This window comes from Streptomyces sp. JLBT605 (genome assembly GCF_058215555.1).
This window is the reverse complement of record NZ_CM177087.1, coordinates 5,256,144-5,273,687: the sequence shown is the minus strand read 5'-3', so window position 1 is coordinate 5,273,687 and position 17,544 is coordinate 5,256,144. Positions and strand designations below refer to the sequence as shown.

Annotated in this window: 21 protein-coding genes; 3 read left to right on the top strand and 18 right to left on the bottom strand. The window is 72.9% G+C overall.

Features of this window, described 5'->3' with window-relative positions; all coding sequences use genetic code 11:
* Positions 1–367: 367 nt before the first annotated feature.
* The 12 genes from AC4BDD_RS23025 to hisI all read right to left on the bottom strand — a co-directional run bounded on the left by AC4BDD_RS23025 (position 368) and on the right by hisI (position 11,015).
* A complete protein-coding gene (locus AC4BDD_RS23025; protein ID WP_490687356.1) occupies positions 368–1,099 on the bottom strand; it encodes a VIT1/CCC1 transporter family protein in 732 nt (243 codons plus the stop codon).
* Between the two features lie 329 nt (positions 1,100–1,428).
* A complete protein-coding gene (lgt, locus tag AC4BDD_RS23020; protein ID WP_490687355.1) occupies positions 1,429–2,412 on the bottom strand; it encodes a prolipoprotein diacylglyceryl transferase in 984 nt (327 codons plus the stop codon).
* Positions 2,413–2,499: 87 nt separating this feature from the next.
* On the bottom strand, positions 2,500–3,303 hold the full coding sequence (locus tag AC4BDD_RS23015) for a DsbA family protein (RefSeq protein WP_490687354.1): 804 nt from the start codon (positions 3,301–3,303) through the stop codon (positions 2,500–2,502).
* 124 nt (positions 3,304–3,427) lie between these two features.
* The gene (gene trpA / locus AC4BDD_RS23010; RefSeq protein ID WP_490687353.1) at positions 3,428–4,273 is read right to left on the bottom strand and encodes a tryptophan synthase subunit alpha; all 846 of its coding nucleotides are present in this window, start codon (positions 4,271–4,273) and stop codon (positions 3,428–3,430) included.
* Positions 4,273–5,514: a tryptophan synthase subunit beta gene (gene trpB, locus AC4BDD_RS23005; RefSeq protein WP_490687352.1), complete on the bottom strand. Its 1,242-nt coding sequence runs from the start codon at positions 5,512–5,514 to the stop codon at positions 4,273–4,275. Before trpB ends, trpA begins: the two co-directional genes overlap by 1 nt.
* Before the next feature lie 196 nt (positions 5,515–5,710).
* Positions 5,711–5,881: a tryptophan biosynthesis modulator TrpM gene (trpM, locus tag AC4BDD_RS23000; RefSeq protein WP_490687351.1), complete on the bottom strand. Its 171-nt coding sequence runs from the start codon at positions 5,879–5,881 to the stop codon at positions 5,711–5,713.
* A gap of 164 nt (positions 5,882–6,045) precedes the next feature.
* On the bottom strand, positions 6,046–6,855 hold the full coding sequence (trpC, locus tag AC4BDD_RS22995) for an indole-3-glycerol phosphate synthase TrpC (RefSeq protein WP_490687350.1): 810 nt from the start codon (positions 6,853–6,855) through the stop codon (positions 6,046–6,048).
* 145 nt (positions 6,856–7,000) lie between these two features.
* Entirely contained in the window at positions 7,001–7,438 is a 438-nt protein-coding gene (locus AC4BDD_RS22990; protein ID WP_490691905.1) for a DUF2752 domain-containing protein, read from the bottom strand.
* Positions 7,439–7,607: 169 nt separating this feature from the next.
* A complete protein-coding gene (locus AC4BDD_RS22985; RefSeq protein ID WP_490687349.1) occupies positions 7,608–7,838 on the bottom strand; it encodes an HGxxPAAW family protein in 231 nt (76 codons plus the stop codon).
* A 437-nt stretch (positions 7,839–8,275) separates the two neighbouring features.
* On the bottom strand, positions 8,276–8,923 hold the full coding sequence (locus AC4BDD_RS22980; protein WP_490687348.1) for a TIGR02234 family membrane protein: 648 nt from the start codon (positions 8,921–8,923) through the stop codon (positions 8,276–8,278).
* Between the two features lie 200 nt (positions 8,924–9,123).
* Positions 9,124–10,623, bottom strand: coding sequence for an anthranilate synthase component I (locus tag AC4BDD_RS22975; protein ID WP_490687347.1), 1,500 nt, complete (start codon positions 10,621–10,623; stop codon positions 9,124–9,126).
* Positions 10,624–10,634: 11 nt separating this feature from the next.
* Positions 10,635–11,015 (bottom strand): phosphoribosyl-AMP cyclohydrolase, encoded by a 381-nt coding sequence (gene hisI, locus AC4BDD_RS22970; RefSeq protein ID WP_490687346.1) that lies wholly within the window; start codon positions 11,013–11,015, stop codon positions 10,635–10,637.
* Positions 11,016–11,130: 115 nt separating this feature from the next.
* Between hisI and AC4BDD_RS22965 the strand changes: the two genes are divergently transcribed.
* The 3 genes from AC4BDD_RS22965 to AC4BDD_RS22955 all read left to right on the top strand — a co-directional run bounded on the left by AC4BDD_RS22965 (position 11,131) and on the right by AC4BDD_RS22955 (position 14,128).
* Positions 11,131–12,018: a hypothetical protein gene (locus AC4BDD_RS22965; RefSeq protein WP_490687345.1), complete on the top strand. Its 888-nt coding sequence runs from the start codon at positions 11,131–11,133 to the stop codon at positions 12,016–12,018.
* 120 nt (positions 12,019–12,138) lie between these two features.
* On the top strand, positions 12,139–13,389 hold the full coding sequence (locus tag AC4BDD_RS22960) for a PucR family transcriptional regulator (RefSeq protein WP_490687344.1): 1,251 nt from the start codon (positions 12,139–12,141) through the stop codon (positions 13,387–13,389).
* 106 nt (positions 13,390–13,495) lie between these two features.
* Positions 13,496–14,128, top strand: a complete 633-nt coding sequence (locus tag AC4BDD_RS22955; protein ID WP_490687343.1) for a TIGR03085 family metal-binding protein — start codon at positions 13,496–13,498, stop codon at positions 14,126–14,128.
* A gap of 23 nt (positions 14,129–14,151) precedes the next feature.
* Here AC4BDD_RS22955 and hisF read toward each other — a convergent pair whose 3' ends face one another.
* From hisF to hisB, 6 genes are read right to left on the bottom strand one after another with little or no spacing between them, the layout of a single operon-like run.
* Positions 14,152–14,922 carry an imidazole glycerol phosphate synthase subunit HisF gene (gene hisF, locus AC4BDD_RS22950; RefSeq protein ID WP_490687342.1) on the bottom strand — a complete coding sequence of 257 codons (771 nt, stop codon included), beginning with the start codon at positions 14,920–14,922 and terminating at the stop codon, positions 14,152–14,154.
* On the bottom strand, positions 14,919–15,323 hold the full coding sequence (locus tag AC4BDD_RS22945) for a RidA family protein (protein ID WP_490691904.1): 405 nt from the start codon (positions 15,321–15,323) through the stop codon (positions 14,919–14,921). The genes hisF and AC4BDD_RS22945 overlap by 4 nt, the downstream gene beginning before the upstream one ends.
* The gene (gene priA / locus AC4BDD_RS22940; RefSeq protein ID WP_490687341.1) at positions 15,320–16,042 is read right to left on the bottom strand and encodes a bifunctional 1-(5-phosphoribosyl)-5-((5-phosphoribosylamino)methylideneamino)imidazole-4-carboxamide isomerase/phosphoribosylanthranilate isomerase PriA; all 723 of its coding nucleotides are present in this window, start codon (positions 16,040–16,042) and stop codon (positions 15,320–15,322) included. The genes AC4BDD_RS22945 and priA overlap by 4 nt, the downstream gene beginning before the upstream one ends.
* Positions 16,042–16,683 carry an imidazole glycerol phosphate synthase subunit HisH gene (gene hisH / locus AC4BDD_RS22935; protein WP_490687340.1) on the bottom strand — a complete coding sequence of 214 codons (642 nt, stop codon included), beginning with the start codon at positions 16,681–16,683 and terminating at the stop codon, positions 16,042–16,044. The genes priA and hisH overlap by 1 nt, the downstream gene beginning before the upstream one ends.
* Complete coding sequence (locus tag AC4BDD_RS22930) at positions 16,680–16,844, bottom strand: hypothetical protein (protein WP_490687339.1); 165 nt, start codon at positions 16,842–16,844, stop codon at positions 16,680–16,682. The genes hisH and AC4BDD_RS22930 overlap by 4 nt, the downstream gene beginning before the upstream one ends.
* Positions 16,841–17,443: an imidazoleglycerol-phosphate dehydratase HisB gene (gene hisB, locus AC4BDD_RS22925; RefSeq protein WP_490687338.1), complete on the bottom strand. Its 603-nt coding sequence runs from the start codon at positions 17,441–17,443 to the stop codon at positions 16,841–16,843. Before hisB ends, AC4BDD_RS22930 begins: the two co-directional genes overlap by 4 nt.
* Positions 17,444–17,544: the final 101 nt, after the last annotated feature.

Here is a 17,544-nt window from a genome sequence, read left to right as displayed (position 1 = left end):
CGTTTCAACATGCGGACAACCCGCATGGAGGATGACCAGTGAGCGAGGGGGGCGGAAACGGCCACTGCCGCTGGGGTACGCCACCCTGGAGGCGCTCCCCCAGCCTTCGGCCGGGGGCACCCCCACCCGGCCGAAAGGCTGGGGGAGAGGTCTGGGGGACAGCGCGAGACGGGCGACGTTGCCCACGCGCCTGAGCCTTATGCCCACTGGTAAACGGATCGAAACCGCCAGGTAACGCCGGCTGCGGAAATTTCCCCACCGGCCCCCTCGGCCTCAGGGGTCACCCGAGCCCCGCCGGGGCGAGACATTCCATGCCGAAGCGCCGCCGGACCGATCGGCCGGCGGCGCGCGGTTACCGCGCGGTAGGTCAGCTTACGGCCGTTCCGAACACGATGCCCAGGGCGTACGTCACACCCGCGGCCGCGCCGCCCAGGGCGAGCTGCCGCAGTCCGCTGTACCACCAGGTGCGGGCGGTCACCCGGGCCACCACCGCGCCGCACGCGAACAGCCCGATCAGCGCCAGCAGCACCGCGGGCCACAGCGCGGTCGCGCCCAGCAGGTAGGGCAGCACCGGCAGCAGGGCACCCAGCGCGAAGGAGCCGAAGGAGGACACCGCGGCGAGCGAGGGGGACGGCAGGTCGTCCGGGGCGATGCCCAGCTCCTCCCGGGCGTGTATCTCCAGCGCCTGCTCCGGATCCCGGGACAGCTGCTCCGCGACCTTGCCGGCCAGCTCCGGCTCCACGCCCCGCGAGACGTAGAGGGCGGCCAGCTCGCGCTGTTCGTCCTTGGGGTGCTTGCGCAGCTCACGGCGCTCGACGTCCAGCTCGGCCTCGACCAGCTCGCGCTGCGAGGCGACCGAGGTGTACTCCCCCGCGGCCATCGAGAAGGCACCGGCGGCCAGACCGGCCAGACCGGTGATCACGATGGTCTGCCGGTCCACGGCGCCGCCGGCGACACCGGTCATCAGTGCGAGGTTGGAGACCAGGCCGTCCATCGCGCCGAACACCGCGGGGCGAAGCCAGCCGCCGTTGACATCGCGGTGGGTGTGGTTGTCGCGGTGCGCGACGTGCAGTGGCGCTGAGGTGTCGATGACGGACATGACGGTGGTGCTCCCTTCCCCTTGGGCAGGCGGTGGTCCGCCGTGATCCCAACACCTCGAAGGTACGCACGAATTCCCCTTGCCCGCCAGCAAGCAAGGCCGAACTTACCTCTCTGACCTGCGGGAATGCTGGGCGCTTGGCGAAATCCGGAAATGCGGAGGCCACCCTCACGCGTGTGGTGAGGGTGGCCTGCCCAACCTCCCGGGGCTCCGCCCCGGACCCCGGTCCTCAATCGCCGGACGGGCTGGAAAATCCAGCCCGTCCGGCGATTGAGGACAAGAACGGGAAGGGGCGGGGTGGGGAAGATGACCGACCGCCCCGCCCACAGTCACGACTTCTTGGAGGGCTCCTCCGTGGACGGCTCAGCGTCGTCCTCGTCAGCCTGATCCGCGGCCTTCTCGTCGGCGACAGCGACCACATCCTCATCGGACTGATCAGCCTGATCGGTCGGATCAGCCTGATCGGTCGGATCGGTCGGGGTGTCCTCCCCGGAGGGGATCGGCTCGACCACGGCCTCGCGGCCCGGCGCCCGCTTCGCGGAGATCACCATGTACGCCACCGCGGCCAGGAAGACCACGATCGAGGTCCAGTTGTTGAGCCGCATGCCCAGCACGTGGTGGGCGTCGTCGACCCGCAGGTACTCCACCCAGAAGCGGCCCACGGTGTACGCCGCGACGTACAGCGCGAACGCCCGGCCGTGGCCCAGCTTGAAGCGGCGGTCCGCCCAGATCACCAGCAGTGCCACTCCGACGCACCACAGCGACTCGTAGAGGAAGGTCGGGTGGTAGGTACCGGCGACATGGCCCGCGTCGGTGTCCGCGTCGATCTTCAGCGCCCACGGCAGGTCGGTGGCCTTGCCGTAGAGCTCCTGGTTGAACCAGTTGCCCCAGCGGCCGATCGCCTGGGCGAAGGCGATGCCGGGCGCGATCGCGTCGGCGTAGGCGGGCAGCGCGATGCCCCGGCGGCGGCAGCCGATCCAGGCGCCCAGCGCGCCGAGCGCGATGGCGCCCCAGATACCGAGGCCGCCCTCCCAGATCTTGAAGGCGTCGACCCAGTCGCGCCCGTCGGAGAAGTACAGCTCGTAGTCGGTGACGACGTGGTAGAGCCGGCCGCCGATCAGGCCGAACGGCACCGCCCAGACGGCGATGTCGGCGACCGTGCCGACCTGGCCTCCACGGGCGACCCAGCGCCGCCCGCCGAGCCAGACCGCGACGAAGACGCCGATGATGATGCAGAAGGCATAGCCGCGCAGCGGGATCGGGCCGAGATTGATCACGCTGGTCGAGGGGCTGGGAATGTATGCGAGGTCCATGTCAGGGTCGACGCTACCCTGCCCGACGGCCCGCGCGGCAACCCGCCCGGGGCAACGGCTGCGTAACGGGCATCAGGGGGACACCTTCTAGCTTCGGGCCGCCTCGTCGACCAGCTTCCGGAGCCGGTCCGGGGTGAGTGGGTCGTCCCGGTCGCCGGGGTAGACGCTCTTCCCGTCCAGCAGCACGGTCGGGGTGGAGCTGAATCCGGAGCCGGAGAAGGCGTCGGCGGACTTCGCCACCCAGCCGTCGTGGGTGCCGTCCCGGACGCAACGGCGGAAGGCCGGGGTGTCCAGGCCCTCGGTCTTGCCCGCCAGCTCGATCAGGGTGTCCTGGTCGGCGTAGGCGTCGTCGGTCTCCTTGGGCTGGTTGATGAAGAGCGTGTCGTGGTACGGAAGGTACTTCCCCGCGTCCTGGGCGCAGGCCGCCGCGTTCGCGGCGTTCCGCGAGCCACTGCCGCCCAGGTTGCCGTCGATGATCGTGACCAGCCGGTAGTCGGTCTTCAGCCGGCCGGTGTCCTGGAGGTCGTGGATGGTCTCCCGGAAGGTGTCCTCGAACTGCTTGCACCCCGGGCAGCGGAAGTCCTCGTAGACGGTGAGGGTGACCGGGGCGTTCGCCGGGCCGGTCGGGATCACCAGATCGTCCTTGCCGGTGGCGCCCTTCGGCGCGGTGACCGGGCCGGAGGTGTCGGCCTTGTCGTCGCCGGAGACCAGCACCCCGATGCCGGCGGCGATGCCGAGCACGGCCACCCCCACGACCGCCACCATCAGGGCGCGCCGGCGCTTCTCGCGCGCCCGGTCCCGCTCCTGCTGGGCCCGCAGCCGCTCGCGGGCGCTGCCCCGCCCGGGCCCCCGGCCATCCTTGTCACCGCTTCCACCGCTTCTTGGGCTCACGCCCGGATACAACAAGGCGGAGGAGCACCGCCGCGCTCCTCCGCCTCGCTTTTGCTCCGATCCGGCGCCGTTTTGCGCCCGGACGGCGCATCCGGCCGGACGGCGCGTCCCGCCGGATGGGGCCTTACTCCGCCCGGCCGCGCACTCCCTGAGCGAGGTCGGCGGCCAGCTCCCGCACCCCGGCCAGGCCGCTCTCCAGGTCCGGCGCGTCCAGCAGCCGCTTGACGAACGCCGAGCCGACGATCACCCCGTCGGCGAAGGCGGCGACCTCGGCCGCCTGCGTCGCGTTCGACACGCCGAGCCCGACACAGACCGGCAGCTCGGTGGTGGCCCGGGTGCGGCGCACCAGGTCCTGGGCCTCGCGCCCGACCGAGTCCCGGGTTCCGGTGACGCCCATCAGGGACGCCGCGTAGACGAAGCCGCTGCCGGCCGCGGTGATCCTGGCGAGCCGCTCGTCACGGCTGCTCGGCGCCACCACGAAGACGGTGCCCAGTCCGTGCTGCTCGGCGGCCTTCCGCCAGGCGTCGGACTCCTCCACGGGCAGGTCGGGCAGGATGCACCCGGCACCGCCCGCCGCGGCGAGCTCGGCGGCGAACCGCTCGGGGCCGTATCGGTCGACCGGGTTCCAGTAGGTCATGCAGAGCACCGGCGCGCCGGTCGCCGCGTGCACCTCGCGGACCGTGCGGATCACGTCGACGATCTTCACTCCGCCGCGCAGCGCGATGTCGTCGGCGGTCTGGATGACCGGCCCGTCCAGCACCGGGTCACTGTGCGGCAGGCCGACCTCGACGATGTCGCAGCCGCCCTCGATCATCGCCGTGATGGCCCGTACCCCGCCGTCGACGGTGGGGAAGCCGGCCGGGAGGTAGCCGACCAGCGCGGCGCGGCCCTCGCTCCTGGCGGTGGCCAGCACCGTGTCCAGCAGTGCGATGTTGCCGGCGGGGCCGGCGGTTCCGGTGTCCTTGGTCATCACTTGCCCCCCGCGGCGGAGTCGTACAGCCCGAAGTAGCGGGCGGCGGTGTCCATGTCCTTGTCGCCCCGGCCGGAGAGGTTGACCAGCAGCAGGCCGTCCTCGCCCAGTTCGCGGCCGACCTCCAGGGCGCCGGCCAGCGCGTGCGCGCTCTCGATCGCCGGGATGATGCCCTCGGTGCGGGCCAGCAGCCGCAGGGCCTCCATCGCCGCGTCGTCGGTGACCGCTCGGTACTCGCCCCGCCCGGTGTCCTTCAGATACGCGTGCTCGGGGCCGACGCCTGGGTAGTCCAGGCCCGCGGAGATGGAGTACGGCTCGGTGATCTGGCCGTCCTCGTCCTGGAGGACGTAGCTCCGGGAGCCGTGCAGGATGCCGGGCTCGCCCTCGCTCAGGGTGGCCGCGTGCTCCCCGGTCTCCACGCCGCGGCCGGCCGGCTCGCAGCCGACGAGCCGGACGTCCATGTCCCGCAGGAAGGCGTGGAAGAGGCCGATGGCGTTGGATCCGCCGCCGACGCAGGCGATCGCCGCGTCCGGCAGGCGGCCCGCGCGGTGCACGATCTGGTGGCGCGCCTCGACGCCGATGACCCGGTGGAAGTCGCGCACCATCGCCGGGAAGGGGTGCGGGCCGGCGACGGTGCCGAAGAGGTAGTGGGTGCGGTCGACGTTGGCGACCCAGTCGCGGAACGCCTCGTTGATGGCGTCCTTCAGGGTGCGGCTGCCGGACTTCACGGCCACCACCTCGGCGCCGAGGATCCGCATCCGGGCGACGTTGAGCGCCTGCCGCTCGGTGTCGACCTCGCCCATGTAGATGGTGCACTCCAGGCCGAAGAGGGCGCAGGCGGTGGCGGTGGCGACGCCGTGCTGGCCGGCGCCGGTCTCCGCGATGACCCGGGTCTTGCCCATCCGCTTGGTGAGCAGGGCCTGCCCGAGCACGTTGTTGATCTTGTGGGAACCGGTGTGGTTGAGGTCCTCGCGCTTGAGGAAGATCCGGGCGCCACCGGCGTGCTCGGCGAAGCGCGGCACCTCGGTCAGTGCGCTCGGCCGGCCGGTGTAGTTGACCAGCAGGTCCTCCAGCTCGGCGGCGAACGCCGGGTCCGCCTTGGCCTTCGCGTACTCGGCGGCGACCTCGTCGACCGCGGCGACCAGCGCCTCCGGGATGAACTTGCCGCCGAACGCACCGAAGTACCCCTCGGCACTGGGAACCAGACCCTCCGGGTCCGGGATGAAGAAGTCAGAAGACATCCGACGTATCTCCTCGATCGGGGACATGCCCCGACACGTCACGATTGGTGGGCATCAAGGTATGCGGCGGCCGACCCGCCACGGCTCGGATACGCGTCCGTGCCGCGGGTCGCCGACGGTCCGCGCCCGCCGTGATCCGTGAGCTCCGTGGTCCAGGAGTTCCGTGATCCAGGAATTCCGTGAGTGAGGATTCGGCCTAGCGGCGCGGGGTGCGGTGGTCGGCCACCGCACGCCATCGCATTCCGTTGATCTGCCCCGGCTCGCAGCCGATGTGGTAGCGCACGCGGCGTCCCCGCACGCGGCGCGCGGGCGCACGGCAACCCCGGGGCCGACAGCCCCGAGCCAAGGGTCCTGCCCAGCCGGTCATGCCGGGTTCACGACGCCTGGCACGGCGCCTCGCGGCGTTGTCGTCGCCGCGCGCAGTGCCGCTGCGCTCGGCTCCTCCGCCTTGCGATCCACCGCACCAGACGCCGCTCGCTGATCCGGCCTGACCGACCGGGCAGGACCCACGCGCGTACGCCCGCATGACGGTCAGCCCCGTCCGTGCCGGAGGGCCGGGTGGGCGCCTGCGGCGACCAGGTCGGCGACGGCGGCCTTCGGGTCGCGGCCGGTCACCAGCGACTCGCCGACCAGCACGGCGTCGGCGCCGTCGTTGGCGTAGGCGATCAGGTCGTGCGGGCCGCGCACGCCGGACTCCGCGACCTTCACGAGGTGGTCCGGGATCTCCGGGGCGACGCGCGCGAAGGTGCCTCGGTCCACCTCGAGGGTCTTGAGGTTCCGCGCGTTGACGCCGATGATCCGGGCCCCGGCGTCGACCGCCCGCTCCACCTCTTCCTCGTCGTGCACCTCGACCAGCGGGGTCAGCCCGATGGACTCGGCGCGCTCGATCAGGGAGACCAGCGCGTCCTGCTCCAGGGCCGCGACGATCAGCAGGGCGAGGTCGGCGCCGTACGCCCGGGCCTCCCACAGCTGGTAGGCGGTGACGATGAAGTCCTTGCGCAGCACCGGGATGTCCACCTTGGCCCGCACCGCCTCCAGGTCCGCGAGGGACCCGCCGAAGCGCCGCTGCTCGGTGAGCACGCTGATGACGGCCGCGCCGCCCGCTTCGTAGTCGGCGGCGAGGCCGGCCGGGTCGGCGATCGCGGCGAGCGCGCCCTTGGACGGGCTGGAGCGCTTCACCTCGCAGATCACCTTGACGCTGTCGCCCCGGAGCGCGGCGACGCCGTCCCTTGCCTGGGGCGCCTTGGCGGCCCGCTCCTTGAGCTCGTCGAGGGTGACGCGCGCCTGCCGCTCCGCGAGGTCGGCACGGACTCCGTCGATGATCTCGTCGAGCACACTCACGCGAGCGGCCCCCTTCCGGGCGGGGATGGAGCTTCGGTCGGCTGCGGGCGAGGCGGACCGAGCCACTTCACCTGCACTTGCGATGGTATCCGCCGATCGACCGAGGGTCCGCATCCGGTCGCTGGGAGGTCCACTGGGTGGACAGTCAGGGGGCGAGGGCCCGGCCGAGAGGCAGGTTGCGGACGACGGTGAAGGCCAGCGTCAGCACGGCCAGCGCCCACCAGTGCGCGGGCCGGGCGCGCGGCGCCGCCGGCGGTCGCCCCGTGGCGGATCGCAGCAGCCAGTCCGCGAGGAAGACGGCGAACGCGAGGTACCCGGCGAAGGCCAGGGCGTTGGCGCCGAGCGCGGTGACCAGGTCGCCGTGGGCCAGGGCGTGGGCGCCGCGCAGTCCGCCGCAGCCGGGACAGAGCAGCCCGGTGTGGCGCAGCAGCGGGCAGACCGGATAGTGCCCCGGGTCGTTGGGGTCGACGAGGCCCACCACGGTGAAGGCGGCGGTGACCCCGGCCAGCACGCCCAGCGGGGCGGCCAGCGGGCGGACCGCACCGGGCGCCACGGGCGCCTTCGCGGGGCGGCTCCGGCTCACGCTGGTCCGGCTCACGCTGGTCCGGCTCACGGGGCTCTCGCTCACCCGTCGAGTCTCACCCGCGGGCGATCACGGCGCAGCCCGGAGAGACTGTCCGGGCCGTGCGCGCCGGGTGGGCCGTGCCGCGGCTCCCTCGGCCGGGTGCCGCGACTCCGCTCGGCCGCTCGGCTCAGTGCTGCGGCTGCGCCGACTTCGCCGCGGTGCGGCGCGGCTGCTGACCGAATCCGGCCATCCTCATGCCCAGGCCCACGAGGCCACCGAGCGCGACGACCACCATTCCGGCCCAGAAGCCGACCGGGTTGGCCAGCACGGTGAAGGCGCCCGAGATGCTGAAGCCGATGAAGGCGATGATGACGCCGGTCCAGGCCGCCGGGGTGTGACCGTGGTTGTTACCCGCCATGAGTACTCCTCGTTGCTGTGCTGCTTCCCGGCTCCGTCTCCCGGACCACCTCCGGGTGTCGCGGGGCCAGGCCGCGGGGGCGAACGCTCCGCGCACATTCTCCCCGATGCGTCCCCGCTGTTTCAGCGGGGGTCGGGGTCGTGGATCACGTGTCCTCGAGGACGTGACGCGGGTGCTCTGCCGCCAGGGGCTGGGGTCCTCGCCGGCCGCTAGGGGGTGTCCGGTGGGTCGGCGTGGGAGAAGGAGCGGCGCCTGGTGCCTGTGATCGCAAGGCGGAGGAGGGAGTCCACGCGGAGCGGTGGGGGCACCTCCCTGCTCGAGCGAAGCCGAGAGCTTGGGGGAGACCGACGACAACGCCGCGAGCGCTGGTGCCTGGGGGCACCCCCAGCGGTAGCTGGGGGAGCGTCGCGACGCCGCGCAGACCCATCGGACACCCCCTAACGGCTGGTGGGGTCCTCGCCGCGGTCCAGGGCCTTCCACAGCTCGTCCGGGCGGTCCGGGTCGGCGGCGGCGCGTCGCGGACGGGGTGCGCGCCCGCCGCCGCGGTCGTACCGCCCGGACATGGCGGGCCAGTGGCGGCCGTACCCCAGCGCGAGCAGCCCGGCGAGCAGCAGCAGCAGGCCGCCCGCGAGCGCCACCCACGGCCAGGCGGTGTGCGCCACGTCGTGGATGGCGCTGTCGGCCAGCCCGGTCGCCCTGGACGCCTTGTCCTCCAGCGCCCCGGTGTCCGAGGCCCCGGCCAGCGCGCTGGCCACGATGCCCGCGCCGCACAGGGCGAGCAGACCGGCGACGATGACGCGGCCGGTGCGGCGGACGGCGAAGACCGCGACCAGCGCGGCGAGGCCGACGACCGCGAGCGCGCCGGGCAGCCCGGTGATGTCGTCGCCGTCGGCGCGCTGCGGAATGCTGCCCTGGGCGACCGCGGCGGTGCCTTCGGCCCAGGTGCGGCTGGTGGCGAGCAGGACGAGCGCGGCGCCTGCCGCACCGGAGAGCAGGGCGACGGCGAGACTGCGCCGGCGCGTGCGCTCCGCGGCGGCGGACGGCTCGGACTGGGCGCGTTGTGGGGGTACGGCTGCTGCACTCACGCCTACCACTATCCCGTACGCGAAACGGACAGCGCGGGCGGGTCGGCCCAGCGGTACGCAGAAGCCCTGCGGCGACCAGAAGCGGATGATCCACATCCGCCACCGGTGCGGCAAAGCCGCGGCAGACGGCCGTCCGGCAGCCGCAGGCCGGCTACCGGGGACCGGCTCCCGGAGGCCGCAGACCAGCTGCGGGCTACCGGCTACCCGCCCAGCCGGTTCGCGGTGTGCACCGCGCGCAGCACCGCGGCCGCCTTGTTCCGGCACTCCGCGTCCTCCGCCGCCGGGTCGGAGTCGGCCACCACCCCGGCGCCCGCCTGGACGTACGCCGTGCCGTCCCGCAGCAGCGCGGTGCGGATCGCGATGGCGGTGTCGGAGTCGCCCGCGAAGTCCAGATAGCCGACGCAGCCGCCGTACAGGCCCCGGCGGGACGGCTCCAGCTCCTCGATGAGCTGCATGGCCCGCGGCTTGGGGGCACCGGAGAGGGTGCCCGCGGGGAAGCAGGCGGTGAGCACGTCGAAGGCGGTGCGGCCCTCGGCGACCCGGCCGGTCACCGTGGACACGATGTGCATGACGTGCGAGTAGCGCTCGATGGACATGAAGTCGACCACCTCGACGCTGCCCGGCTCGCAGACCCGCCCCAGGTCGTTGCGGCCCAGGTCGACCAGCATCAGGTGCTCGGCGCGCTCCTTGGGGTCGGCCAGCAGCTCCTCGGCCAGGGCCTGGTCCTCCTGCGGGGTGGCGCCCCGGTGCCGGGTGCCGGCGATCGGGTGGACCATGGCGCGGCCGTCCTCGACCTTCACCAGCGCCTCGGGGCTGGAGCCGACGACGTCGAAGGACTCCCCTTCCCCGCACGGGAAGCGGAAGAGGTACATGTACGGCGAGGGGTTGGTGGCCCGCAGGACGCGGTAGACGTCCAGGGCGCTCGCCGCGCACGGGGTTTCGAAGCGCTGGGAGGGGACGACCTGGAAGGCGTCGCCGGCCCTGATGTGCTCCTTGAGCTCCTCGACGGCGTCCCTAAAGTCCGCGCCGCCCCAGCGGGCGGTGTACGCGGGCAGCTCGGAGGCCGGCAGCGCGACCGGCTGGTACTCGGACGGACGCGCGAGGTCCGCCTCCATCGCGTCCAGGCGGGCGACCGCGTCCGCGTACGCCTCGTCGACGCCGGTGTCGAGGTCGTTGTGGTTGATCGCGTTGGCGATCAGCAGGACCGAGCCGTCCCAGTGGTCGAGCACCGCGAGGTCGGAGGTGAGCAGCATGGTCAGCTCGGGCAGCTTCAGGTCGTCGCGGCCCTGGTCGCCGATGCGCTCCAGGCGGCGCACGATGTCGTAGCCGAGGTAGCCGACCATCCCGCCGGTGAACGGCGGCAGGCCGCCGGCGAGGTCGCGCGGAGTGTGCAGCGTCTCGACGGTGGCGCGCAGGGCGGCCAGCGGATCGCCGTCGGTGGGGACGCCGACCGGCGGGGTGCCCAGCCAGTGCGCCTGGCCGTCCCGCTCGGTGAGGGTGGCGTCGGAGCGTACGCCGATGAAGGAGTAGCGGGACCAGGAGCGTCCGTTCTCCGCGGACTCCAGGAGGAAGGTGCCGGGCCGCTCGCCGGCGAGCTTGCGGTAGAGGCCGACCGGGGTGTCGCCGTCCGCGAGGAGGCGGCGGCTGACGGGGATGACACGGCGGTCGGACGCCAGCTTGCGGAACGTCTCAAGATCCATGGCGGATGACCCTACTCTTCGCCGAGCGGCAGCACGTCGGCGTCGAAGCAGGTGCGCTCTCCGGTGTGACAGGCCGCGCCGACCTGGTCGACCTTGACCAGAATGGTGTCGGCGTCGCAGTCCAGCGCCACGGACTTGACGTGCTGGACATGGCCGGAGGTGTCGCCCTTGACCCAGTACTCCTGGCGGCTGCGGCTCCAGTAGGTGCAGCGGCCGGTGGTGAGCGTGCGGTGCAGCGCCTCGTCGTCCATCCAGCCGAGCATCAGCACCTCTCCGGTGTCGTACTGCTGGGCGATGGCGGGGATCAGTCCGTCGGCGGTGCGCTTCAGGCGCGCGGCGACGGCCGGGGCGAGCGGGGAGGACGGGGTCGCGGGGCTGTCGGAGCCGGTCATGCGCCCATTCTGCCTCGTCGGCGAAGGCCGCCGGGCCGGCCGACCGACTGGTGGACGGCCTGGCGGAAGGATGCCCGCTCGCGGCGCTGTCAGCGGCGTGCGGCATGCTTCGGACATGACGTTTCCGCCTCCGTCGAACGCGTTCGGTCCGCCCGCCGGCAACGGCGGCTTCGGCCCTCCTCCGGCTTCCGGGGACGGACAGCCGCAGCCGCAGGGGTTCGGGCCGCCGGTGCCGCCGGGCGGATTCGGCGCACCGGGTGGACCGGTGCCGCCGGGCGGACCGGTGCCGCCGGGCGGGTTCGGGGGCCCGGGTGCGCCGGGCGGGTACGGCCCGCCGCCGCCCCCGCCCGGCAGGCGCGGTCCGAAGACGGCCTGGATCGTGACCGGCACCGTGGTCATAGCCGCCCTGGTCGCCGGCGGCCTCGCCCTGGCGCTCCGGGGCGGCGACGATCACGGGTCCTCGGCGGGGAAGACACCGGGGGGCAAGCCCGCCGCCTCCGGCACCCCGTCCGCCTCCCCCTCGGCCGCCGAGCCGTCCGCCAGTGAGAACCCCGGCCAGGGGGCACCGCTGGGCGGCGGCCCGGGCGGGCCGGAGAGCGAGGAGCCGGACCCCAGCCCGTCCGCCTCCTCGCCCGCCGAGGTGGTGCCGTACGTCGTCCTCAAGCCGGGCCAGTGCTTCGACCACCCGGCCCTGGACAGCAGCGTGCGCACCGTGCAGACCCGGTCCTGCGACGGGCCGCACGACGGGGAGATCATCGCCAACGAGACGCTGACCGGGGAGTTCGCCACCGAGGAGGCGCTCCAGAAGAAGGTGCTGACGCTCTGCCGGGAGGACGCCGGCAAGCGGCTGGCCACCATCAAGGACGGCCGGATGTACTACTACTACGCGATCTATCCGGCCCGGGACACCTACACCTACCGGGGCAAGAACCAGATCTCCTGCTCGCTGACGCTCAGCGGCAGCCTGGACGGCCGCAAGCTCTCCGCGCCGCTGCCGGGCTGACGGCCCGATTGGCAGGCATTTCCCTCCCCAGGTGCCTGGTGTCCGACCGGCCGTCGTGTTACCCATTGGTAACAGGGACTGTCCCGCGCGACACCGACCGAGTCTTCGACGGGGGGAAGCATGGCTGTCCAGCAGGCGACCATCACATTCGGCGGCACACCGCTGCGCCAGCGGCTGTCCTCGGCCGTACACGATCTCGCGGCGCTGGTCATCGACGAACTGACCGAGCGGCTGCCGGTGTACAGCAGGCTGCCCGTGGAGCAGCTGCGCACCGATATCAGCCAGGTCGTCGAGCAGTCCATCCGCACCTTCGTCGACGTGCTCACCACCGGCACCCTCCCGGGCCCCGAACACCTGGCCTCGCTGCGCGAGTCGGCGGCCAAGCGGGCCGAGGACGGGGTGCCGTTGGAGGCGGTGCTCAGCGCCTACCACCTGGGCGCCCAGGTGTGCCTGGACCACATGGCGCCGGCCGCCGAGCCCGGGGACCTGTCCGCGGTCTTCGCCACCAGCCGGCTGGTGCTCCAGTATCTGCAGCTGATGACCTCGGCGGCGTCGGCGGGTTATTCGCAGGAGCGTCAGGCCGCCTTCGGCGATGAGCACTCCGCACGGCAGTCCCTGCTCTCCGCCCTGCTGGACGGGGCCCCCGCGCAGGAGGCCGCGGGACGGGCGGGCGTGCGGCTGCCGGCCTGCTATCTCGTGCTCGCGCTGCGGGCCGGGCCGCACCCGGACGAGCTGCGGCCCGGGGTCGACAGCGCCGTGGCGGCCCGGCGGAAACTCCGGCGGCTGCGGGTCGAGTTGGAGCGGCACGTCGCGGGGGTGGTGCTCTCGGTGCTCTCCGCCGACGGCGGCATCGCGCTGGTGCCGCGCGAGGTCGCCGCCGCCGAGCTGACCGCCCAGGACTGGGACTGGCTGTCCGGCGTGGTCCGCTACATGAGCCTGGTGTCCGGCGCCCGGATCACCTCCGGGGTGGTGGCCACCGACCCGGACGGGGTGTCGGAGGCCGCCCGGCTGGCCGGCGAGGTGTGCGAGGTGGCCGTCGCCTTCGGCCGCGCGCCCGGTGTGTACCGGCTGGCGGACGTCGCCCTGGAACACCAGCTGTCCCGCCCCGGCCCGGCCCGCGCCGAGCTGGCGGCGCTGCTGGCACCGCTGGCCGACAAGCCGGAGCTGCTGGACACCCTGCGCGCGTTCATGGCCGGGCCGATCGACCGGCGGCAGGCCGCCGCCACGCTCCAGGTGCACCCCAACACCGTCGACTACCGGCTGCGCAAGGTGGCGGCGCTGACCGGCCTGGACACCAGCCGGCCCGCGGACCTGCCGACGATCCACGCCGCGCTCATCGCCCACCGGGTCTGCGCCGGACCGGCCGCCTGAGCCGCTCCGGCAGCGCGGGCCGGCCACCGGCGGTCGCCGCGCCGGCTCGTCCGCGGCCGGGCGCGGCACCATGGCAGCGCCCCTGGCCCGGCCGTAGGCTGACCGCATGTCGACTCACGCGAAGCGCGAACGCCTGCTCATCGCCGACCTCTTGGAGAGCTCGGGACCGCAGGCACCGACACTCTGCGACGACTGGACGACCCGCGACCTCGCCGCCCATCTGGTGGTCCGCGAACGCCGCCCCGACGCGGCCGGCGGCCTCCTGCTGCCGCCGCTGGCGGCCCGCCTGGAGCGGGTGCAGGCCGAATTCGCCGCGAAGCCGTACGAGGAGCTGATCCAGCTCATCCGCACCGGCCCGCCGCGGCTCTCGCCGTTCGCTTGGAAGCCCGTGGACGAGGCCGCGAACACGGTGGAGTTCTTCGTCCACGCGGAGGACATCCGCCGCGCCCAGCCGGACTGGACCCCGCGCCCGGTGGATCCGGTCCTCGCCGACGCCCTGTGGTCCCGCGTCGAGCGCGGCGCCCGGCTCTTCGCCCGCAGGTCCCCGGTGGGCCTGGTGCTGCGCCGCCCCGACGGCCGTACCGCCGTCGCCCACCGCGGCACCCCGGTCGTCACCGTCACCGGCGAACCCGGGGAGCTGATGATCTTCCTGTACGGGCGCCAGGACGCGGCCCGGGTCGAGCTGGAGGGCGAGAAGGAGGACACCGCCCGGCTGCTCGAGGCGGACCTGGGCATCTGAGCCGCCGGGCGCCCCGGCGGGCCCTAGCGGACCGGGTGCCCGGCCTGGCGCAGGGTGTCCTTGACCTGGCCGATGCGCAGGTCGCCGAAGTGGAAGACGGAGGCGGCCAGCACCGCGTCCGCGCCCGCGTCGATGGCCGGCGGGAAGTCGGCGAGCCGCCCGGCGCCGCCGCTGGCGATGACCGGGACGGTGACGTGCTTGCGCACCGCGGCGATCATCTCGGTGTCGTAGCCGTCCTTGGTGCCGTCGGCGTCCATGGAGTTGAGCAGGATCTCGCCGGCCCCCAGCTCGGCGGCCTGGTGCGCCCACTCGACGGCGTCGATGCCGGTGCCGCGCCGGCCGCCGTGCGTGGTGACCTCGAAGCCGCTGGAGGGGCCGCTGCCCTCGGGGGTGCGGCGGGCGTCCACGGAGAGCACCAGGACCTGGCGGCCGAAGCGCTCGGCGATCTCCCGGATCAGCTCCGGCCGGGCGATCGCGGCGGTGTTGACCCCGACCTTGTCCGCACCGGCGCGCAGCAGCTTGTCCACGTCCTCGGGGGTGCGGACGCCGCCGCCGACGGTGAGCGGGATGAAGACCTGCTCGGCGGTGCGGCGCACCACGTCGTAGGTGGTCTCGCGGTTGCCCGAGGAGGCGGTGATGTCGAGGAAGGTCAGCTCGTCGGCGCCTTCCTCGCCGTAGATGCGGGCCATCTCGACGGGGTCGCCGGCGTCCCGCAGGTTCTGGAAGTTGACTCCCTTGACGACCCGGCCGTTGTCCACGTCCAGGCAGGGGATCACTCGGACCGCCAGGGTCATGATGTGCGCTCTCCTCGGAATGCTTCTACTTCGACTTCCACCAGGACCCGGGAATCGACGAACCGGTCGACCACGACCATCGTCGCGGCCGGCCGCACCTGGCCGAACAGTTCCTTGTGGGCACGCCCCACCGCGTCCACGTCGCGCAGGTGGGTGAGGTACATACGGGTGCGGATGACGGCTTCGGCACCGAGGCCGAACTCCTTCAGCGCCTCAAGCGCGTTGCCGAAGGCCGCCAGCGCCTGTTCGTAGGGGTCGCCCTCGCCCTGGAGCACGGTGCCGGTGAAGGGCATCGTGCCCGCGACGAGGACGCGGTCCCCCGCCGCGACGGCGCGCGCCGAACCGATCGTCTCTTCCCAAAGGTCGTCGGTCAGCGCTCGCCGCACGGCTTCGTTCATCAGGACACAGCCTCCAGTGCCTCTTCGAGGGTGAACGCCTTCGCGTAGAGCGCCTTGCCCACGATGGCCCCTTCGACGCCCTCGGGTACCAGAGTGGCGATGGCCCGCAGATCGTCAAGGGACGAAACGCCGCCGGAGGCGACGACCGGCTTGTCGGTCACCGCGCAGACGTCCTTCAGCAGCTGGAGGTTGGGACCCTGCAGGGTGCCGTCCTTGGCGATGTCGGTGACGACATACCGGGCGCAGCCCTCGGCGTCCAGGCGGGCCAGGGTCTCGTAGAGGTCGCCGCCGTCGCGGGTCCAGCCGCGGCCGCGCAGCGTGGTGCCGCGGACGTCGAGGCCGACCGCGATCTTGTCGCCGTGCTCGGCGATGACCTTGGCGACCCACTCCGGGGTCTCCAGGGCGGCGGTGCCGAGGTTGACCCGGGTGCAGCCGGTGGCGAGGGCGGCGGCCAGGGTGTCGTCGTCGCGGATGCCGCCGGACAGCTCCACCTTGATGTCCATGGCCCCCGCGACCTCGGCGATCAGCGCGCGGTTGTCGCCGGTGCCGAAGGCGGCGTCGAGGTCGACCAGGTGCAGCCACTCGGCGCCCGCGCGCTGCCAGGCGAGGGCGGCCTCCAGCGGGGAGCCGTAGGAGGTCTCGGTGCCGGACTCGCCGTGCACCAGGCGGACGGCCTGCCCGTCGCGGACGTCGACGGCGGGGAGGAGTTCGAGCTTCGGCATCAGAGGGTCTCGATCCAGTTGGTCAGCAGCTGGGCGCCGGCGTCGCCGGACTTCTCGGGGTGGAACTGGGTGGCCCACAGCGGGCCGTTCTCGACGGCCGCGACGAACGGCTCGCCATGCGTGGACCAGGTCACCTTGGGGGCGCGGATGCTCGGGTTGCCGACCTCCAGCTCCCACTGGCGCACCGCGTAGGAGTGCACGAAGTAGTAGCGGGCGTCGGCGTCCGCGCCCGCGAAGAGCTGCGAGCCCTCGGGCGCGGTGACGGTGTTCCAGCCCATGTGCGGGACGACCGGCGCGCGCAGCGGCTCGACGGCGCCCGGCCACTCGTCCAGTCCCTCGGTCTCCACGCCGTGCTCGATGCCGCGGGCGAAGAGGATCTGCATGCCGACGCAGATGCCCATGACGGGGCGTCCGCCGGAGAGCCGGCGCCCCACGATCCAGTCGCCGCGGGCCTCGCGCAGCCCGTGCATGCAGGCGGCGAAGGCGCCGACGCCGGGCACCAGCAGCCCGTCGGCGGTCATCGCCCTGTCGTAGTCGCGGGTGATCTCCACGTCGGCGCCGACGTGGGCCAGGGCGCGCTCGGCGGAGCGGACGTTCCCGAAGCCGTAGTCGAAGACCACGACCTTCTTGGCCGCGCTCAACTCCACACCTCCAGCCGGATGATCCCGGCGATCAGGGACATCCCGGCGCCGATGCTGAGGAGGGTGATCATGCTCTTGGACATGCCCTGCTTGACGAAGGAGATCACTCCGCCGAGCAGGAAGAGGCCGAGGAGGATGAAGAGGGTGGACGTGCCGTTCACAGGGCGCCCTTCGTGGAGGGAAGGATTCCGGCCGCACGCGGGTCACGCTCGCTGGCGTAGCGCAGGGCCCGGGCGAGCGCCTTGAACTGGCACTCGACGATGTGGTGGGCGTTGCGCCCGTAAGGGACGTGGACGTGCAGGGCGATCTGCGCCTGGGCGACGAACGACTCCAGTATGTGCCGGGTCATCGTGGTGTCGTAGGTGCCGATCATCGGCGCCATGTTCTCCGGCTCGCTGTGCACGAGGTAGGGGCGCCCGGAGAGGTCCACCGTCACCTGGGCCAGCGACTCGTCCAGCGGCACGGTGCAGTTGCCGAATCGATAAATCCCGACCTTGTCGCCGAGCGCCTGCTTGAAGGCGGCGCCGAGCGCGAGGGCGGTGTCCTCGATGGTGTGGTGGGTGTCGATGTGCAGATCGCCGTCGGTCTTGACGGTCAGGTCGAACAGCCCGTGGCGACCGAGCTGGTCGAGCATGTGGTCATAGAAACCGACGCCGGTGGAGACGTCGACCTGGCCGGTGCCGTCGAGGTCGATCTCGACGAGGACCGAGGTCTCCTTGGTGGTGCGCTCGATTCTTCCGACACGGCCGGCGCCCGTCATGACTTGCTCTCCTTGCTCTGTGTCCCCAGCGGCATTCGTTCGGCTTCGCCCCGGCTCTTCCGGCTGGGGGTCCGGGGGCCCGCGGCGTCAGCCGCTGATGT